At 65.0% G+C, this 6,368-nt stretch carries 4 protein-coding genes; all 4 read right to left on the bottom strand.

Annotated features, from left to right (window positions below; translation table 11 throughout):
* On the bottom strand, positions 1 to 611 hold a 611-nt coding region (locus VGH68_RS03375; protein ID WP_331602088.1), incomplete at its 3' end, for a chemotaxis protein CheB.
* A gap of 12 nt (positions 612 to 623) precedes the next feature.
* Positions 624 to 1,469 carry a CheR family methyltransferase gene (locus tag VGH68_RS03370; protein WP_331602087.1) on the bottom strand — a complete coding sequence of 282 codons (846 nt, stop codon included), beginning with the start codon at positions 1,467 to 1,469 and terminating at the stop codon, positions 624 to 626.
* Between the two features lie 83 nt (positions 1,470 to 1,552).
* Complete coding sequence (locus tag VGH68_RS03365; RefSeq protein WP_331602086.1) at positions 1,553 to 5,155, bottom strand: response regulator; 3,603 nt, start codon at positions 5,153 to 5,155, stop codon at positions 1,553 to 1,555.
* Positions 5,156 to 5,576: 421 nt separating this feature from the next.
* A partial coding sequence (locus VGH68_RS03360) for a MipA/OmpV family protein (protein ID WP_414696887.1) occupies positions 5,577 to 6,368 on the bottom strand: 792 nt, incomplete at its 5' end.

Genomic DNA, 6,368 nt, shown 5'->3' with positions numbered 1-6,368 from the left:
TGCCTGGCCATGGTTGCGGGAGGGTAGATAGCGTCGGCCGCACCGCGTGCGATCGCGGCGAGCGGCATGTCGGGCGAGCTGGCGGTTTCCGGCGCCTGTACCCATGCGGTGCCGCCAAACGCGCGCACGCGCTCGAGTCCGAGCGCGCCGTCGTCGTTGGCGCCGGACAGCAGGATGGCGAGCAGCCGCGCGCCGTACACGGTCGCGGCCGATTCGAACAGCACGTCGATCGACGGGCGTGAGAAGCGCACCGCCGCGTCGGTCGACAGCGCGACGGTGCGGTCGACTTCGACCAGCATGTGATAGCCGGGCGGCGCGACGTGCACGCGGCCTGGCAGGATCCGCTCGCCTGCATCGGGTTCGAGCAAGGGCAGCGCGCAGCGATGCGCGAGCGCCTGCACAAGATAGCTCGGCGAATCCGGCGGCAAATGCATGACGATCATCACGGCCGGGGCGAAGCGCGCGGGCAACGCGCCGATCAGCACGTTAAGCGCGTCGAGGCCGCCCGCCGAGCCGCCGATCACGACCAGTTCGTACGCGCGCGGCGCGGCCGTGCGCGCTTCGGCGTCGGCAGCCTGTGTGACTAGGGTTTCGGCGGTCGAGCGTGGCATCGGGCGACCTCGCTAGCGCTTCTGATAAATGCGTTCGGCCGCGCGGAATTCGTCGAAGGCCGGGTAATGACGGGAAAACCGCAGGCTCTCCTTGCTGCCGAGCCCGAGAAAACCGCGCCGCACGAGCGCGTCTTCAAACAGACCGAGTGCGCGATCCTGCAGCCCGCGATCGAAATAGATCAGCACGTTGCGGCACGACACCAGGTGCGCTTCGAGAAAGACTTCGTCGGTCGACAGGCTGTGATCGGCGAACACCACGCGCTCCTTCAATGAACCGGCGAAGCGCGCGCCGCCGTACGCGGCATGATAGTAGTCGGACAGCGAACGCGTACCGCCGGCCGCCAGATAGTTCTGCGTGAAACCCTGGATCCGGTCCAGCGCGTAGATGCCCGCTTCGGCGCGCGCGAGGGCGTCGGGGTTGATATCGGTTGCGTAGAACAACGTGCGCTCGGTCAGCCCTTCCTCGTCGAACAGGATTTTCAGCGACCACAGCTCCTCGCCGGTGCTGCACCCGGCGACCCACACCTTGATCGACGGATAAGTGCGCAGCCGCGGCAGCACGTGTTCGCGAAGGGCCAGGAAATACGCGGGGTCGCGAAACATCTCGCTGACCTGCACGGTCAGGTACTGGAACAGGCGCGAGAACGCGTCGCCGTTGCGCATGATGCGGTCCTGCAGCTGCGACAGTGTCGGCACACCGAATTCGTCGAGCGCCTGGGCGAGGCGGCGCCGCAGCGACGACATCGCGTAGTGGCGGAAGTCGTGCTGATACTTTAGGTAGATCGCGTCGAGCAGCAGCTTCAACTCGATATCGAAGTCGCTGATGTTGCGCGGCGCGTCGAAGGCGGATGGGCTCATCTCGGTTGGCGTTCCGGTTTCCGTTTCGGCACTCGTTTCAGATTCTGGTCTGGCTTTCGTTTCGGTTCTCACCTGATCCGCCATCAGCGTTGCCGCAGCCACACGCGGCATAGCGCGACGAGCTTGTCGACGTCGATCGGCTTCGACACGTAGTCGTCGGCACCCGCTTCCAGACAGCGCGTGCGGTCGTTCGCCATGGCCTTCGCGGTCAGCGCGATAATCGGCAGATGCGCAAAACGCGGATTGCGGCGAATCTCGCCCATCGCGGTCAGGCCGTCCATCTCCGGCATCATGATGTCCATCAGCACCAGATGGACTTCCGGACCGGTTTCCAGTTCGTCGAGCGCTTCGCGGCCGTTGCGCGCGATCAGCAGCTTCGCGCCGAGCGGTTCGAGCACGTGCGACAACGCGAAGATGTTGCGCACGTCGTCTTCGGCGAGCAGGATCGTGCGGCCCTCGAATGCATTGTCGCGCTGACGCACGGTGCGCAACATCCGTTGCTGCTCCGGCGCGAGCGACGACTCGACGCTGTGCAGGAACAGCGTGACCTCGTCGAGCAGTCGCTCCGGCGACTTCGCGCCCTTGATGATGATCGATTTCGAATAGCGCCGCAGCCGGTGCTCTTCCTCGTCCGACAGCATGCGGCCCGTGTAGACGATCACCGGCAGCGCCGCGTGTTCGGTGTTCGCGGCGAGCCGTTCGAGCAGGTCGTAGCCGGTGCCGTCGGGCAGCGCGAGATCGGTGACCACGCAATCGAACGTGATTTCCGACAGTTGCGTGAGCGCGTCGGCGAGCGTCGCGACCGCGACGATCTCGGTGTTCTCGCTTTGCAGCAGCGCGCGGATGCTTTCGCGCATCGGCGCATCGTCCTCGATCACCAGCACGCGCTTCAGACGTTGCTGCAGGCGCGCTTCGAGGCGGCGGATCGCCGCTTCCATCGTCGAGCGCGCGGTCGGCTTCACCGTGTAGCCGATCGCGCCGAGGTGCAGCGCCTTGTCGGCGTGGTCGGTGGCCGACACGATATGGATCGGAATGTGGCGCGTGAGCGGATCGCTTTTCAGCCATTCGAGCACGGTGAGGCCCGAACGGTCCGGCAGACCGACGTCGAGCAGCACCGCTGCCGGGCGCATGTCGCGCACGAGTGCGAGGCCGCTCGTCGCATTGCTCGCGTGCACGAAATCGAAGTCGAGTTCATGCACCAGATCGCGCAGGATTTCGGCGAACGCCAGATCGTCTTCGACCGCGACGATCAGACGGCCCGCGCGCGTGCGATGATCACGGTCGTCGGCGATCGGTGCGCAGGTTTTGACCGCGTCGGGGTGCGCGAGCGCGCGCGGCGAGGCGGCTGATGGGGCGCCTGAGCCTGAGCCGGCCACTGAGCCCGGTACTGAGCCCGATACCGACGCCACGGCCGACACTTCATCGACGGTTGCTGGTGCAGCCGACTGCCCACCGCCCCAGCGCGCATGCATCAACGGTGCTTCGCCCGCCGCCGCGGCATCGCTGCGCGCCAGCGCGTCGCTCACATCGCGCGGTAGCCACAGCGTGAACACACTGCCCTTGCCGACTTCACTGGATACGGTGATCCGCCCGCCGAGCAGACGCGAAAACTCACGCGAAATCGACAGCCCCAAACCGCTGCCGCCATATTGCCGGCTCGTCGAACCATCGGCCTGCTGGAACGCCTCGAAGATCAATTCGAGTTTGTCGGCGGCAATGCCGATGCCGGAATCGCGCACGTCGAAGCGCAGCGTATCGCCTTCAGCCGGCGCCACCGCAAGCGTGACCTCGCCGCGCTCCGTGAACTTCAGCGCGTTCGACAGCAGGTTGCGCAGAATCTGCGTGAAACGCTGGCCGTCGGTCACGAACGTATCCGGCGTGCCGGGCAGACGATCGAACGCGATGCGCAGATGTTTGGTCGCGGCAAGCGGCTGGAACATTTCTTCGAGCGATTGCAGCGTCGCGTCGATCGACACCGTTTCCGGCTCGACCGTCACCTGCCCTGCCTCGACCTTCGACAGATCGAGAATGTCGTTGATGAGCACCAGCAGATCGCTGTTGGACGCATGAATTGTCTCCGCGTAGCGCACCTGCTCTTCGGTCAGATTGCCGCTGCGGTTCTGTTGCAGCAGCTTCGCGAGAATCAGCGAGCTGTTCAACGGCGTGCGCAATTCGTGCGACATGTTGGCAAGAAACTCGGACTTGTAGCGGCTCGCCTGTTCGAGGCGTTCCGCATTGGCGGCGAGGTCGTCCTGCGCGCGCAGCAGGTCCGACTTCTGCCGCTCCAGACGATGCGCGTACTCCTCCAGTTGCACGTTGGTTTGCTCGAGTTCGGCCTGTTGCGCTTCGAGGCGCCGTTGCGAGTCCAGCAGCGCGCGGCCGCGTTCTTCGAGTCCTTCATTGGAGACCCGCAATTCCTCCTGCTGGACCTGCAACTCCTCGTTCAGTTGCTGCGTTTCAGCGAGCGCGTCCTGCAGGCGTTCCCGATACAGCGCCGCCTGGATGAAATCGCCCATGCTGTTGCGGATCAGCTCCATGAACTCTTCGTCGCGCGAGGTCACATCGCGTAAAAAGCCCATTTCGACGACACCGTTGACCTGGCCGTCGTTGTCGATTGGCATGATCAGCAGGTTGCGCGGCGCGCTGTCGCCGGTGGCCGACACGACTCGCACGTAATCAGCCGGCACGTCGCGCAGCACCAGCGTGCGACGTGAACGCGCCGCCTGGCCGACCAGCGTTTCGCCTTCTTCGAAACTCAGCGCGGACACCTCGTCCTTTTCGCGGCTAAAGCCATAAGTTGCGATGCGGCGCAGCGTGCCATGCTGCGTGTCGCGCACATACAGCGCCGCGACCACAACGTCCAGATACTGAGCGAGAACCTCGAGCATCGCGCGGCCGACGAGCGGCGCGCTGGTCTGGCCCACCACCTTCTCCGCGAGCAGGCGCTGGCCCGAGCGCAGCCAGACCTGCTGCACCAGCACGCTGGTCTGTTCGGCCTGCTGACGCAGCGCATCGTCGTAGCTCGCCGACAGACCCAGCAGTTCGCGGCGGCCCACCCAGGCGAGCAGCCCGCTCACACCGAGACTGAACAGCAGGAACAGACCGACGAGCGTCGCCGTCACGCGGCGGGTCGCTTCGGCCCGCTGCTCACGCAGACGCAGTTCGACATCGATGAAATCGCCGAATTCGCGGCGCGTTTCATCGAATTCGACCTTGCCGCGCCCCGCTGCGATCGCGCTTTCGAAGTCCTGATTGCGGCGGCGCGCATCGACCATGTCTTCGGCGAATCGGCTCCAGCGCTGCTGCAACGCCCGAATTTCCTCGACCCGTTCGACCTGCGGAGGATTGTCGGCGACGAGCCCACGCAACTCGTCGAGTTGCGCGCGCAATTTCGGCCCACCGCTTTCGTACGGTCCGAGGAAGCTCTCGTCGCCGGTGATCAGAAAGCCGCGCATCGACGATTCGCGGCTCACCGCGAGCCGCAGCATTTCATTGGCAGCGCCAATCACGCGTTCGGAATGCTCGACCCAGCTCATCGTCGAGACCAGGTAGGCGATCAGGCCCACGAACAGCCCCATCGTGACGAGTCCGACGCCTAGCGGCAGCGCGATATTGCGACGGAGAATGCGGCGAAAGCGGAGTTGGTCGACCGCCTGTGAGGCGGTCAGTTTTTCTGTTTTCGACATGGAGAATCGAATCGATGCGGAATATTTTTCGGATCAGATGACGTACGTTTTCACCGCGACATGACCGCCGCCATCATACAGGACGCGCTTAATTTCAAGATACGTGGTCCCGCGCCGAGGCTTGTTGGGCGCGGGTTGCGGGGAGAGACACGATCGACTGGCCCGGCCGGTGCCGGGATGACAGAAGCAGAGTGAAGCGGGCCGCCGACGCGGTGTTCAAGCTCATCGCGCGGCGCCGCGATCGCATCGCCGGCGGCGTTCAGCGGCGCGTGCGCACGACCACGCGCGAAGCCGCTCGGCGCGATCCACCACCGCCTGCAGCAGGTCGTCGTGCGGTTCGTCGTTGCCGCTCGCGATCGGGGACGTCGCTCACGCCGCCGTCCCGGTGCTTACCGGATGCACCGAACGTGTAATCAGCCGTTCAGAACCGGTAGTTGATCGACACGTCGGCGACACCGGTCGCGCGGCTGCGTGTGATCGGACTGTTGCCGGCGCTGCCGACCAGTTGCTCGAACGCGCCATCGGCGGTCGCGAACCAGTGCTTGTTGAACAGCCAGATCGCGCTGACGCCAAAGCCGACCGACTTGAAGCCCGCGCTCGCGTGGTACTGCGAATATTGCGAATGCGCGGCCTGCTCCTGGTTCACGCCCCACCAGCTGTTCATGTACTTGGAATCGGCGAGCGATACGTTCGGGCCCGCGAACCAGAAGAATTGCTTCGTGCTGCCCGGCATCGGCATATATGCGCCGAGGTCGCCGATCCAGCCGTTCGAGCCACCGATGTAGCGGCGGATGTCGGCGCGCAGCACCAGCGGAAACTCCTTCGATATCACGTATTCGGCCGCGAGTTTCAGGCCCGGCGCCGGATTGATATTGCCGAGTCCGTTCAGCTCCTGCGGATCGTCATGCCCGCGCCGCCCGAGATCGTAGACGGCGGCGACGCTCACGCGCCAGTTTTCGCCGCGCGCGACGTTCGCACCGAACCCCTCGCCGCTCGACAGGAAGAACAGATCCTTGTAGCGCACGTCGATGCTCGGGCCAGCGACGACGTGGTAGCGATCTGAGCCCTCGAAGCGCGGCTGGAAAGAAGTCGCAGCGCCGAGGCGCACCTGCCAGTCGGGAATATTCGCCTGATACATCTTCTGCAACGGAATGCCAGCCGAGTATTGCCATTCCCCGAGTGGCGATGGGGTCTGTGCCAGCGCCACGGACGG

This window comes from Paraburkholderia sp. (genome assembly GCF_036488505.1).
Classification (GTDB): Bacteria; Pseudomonadota; Gammaproteobacteria; order Burkholderiales; family Burkholderiaceae; genus Paraburkholderia.
The sequence above is the reverse complement of the archived record's forward strand: the minus strand, read 5'-3'. Positions and strand labels throughout refer to the sequence as shown.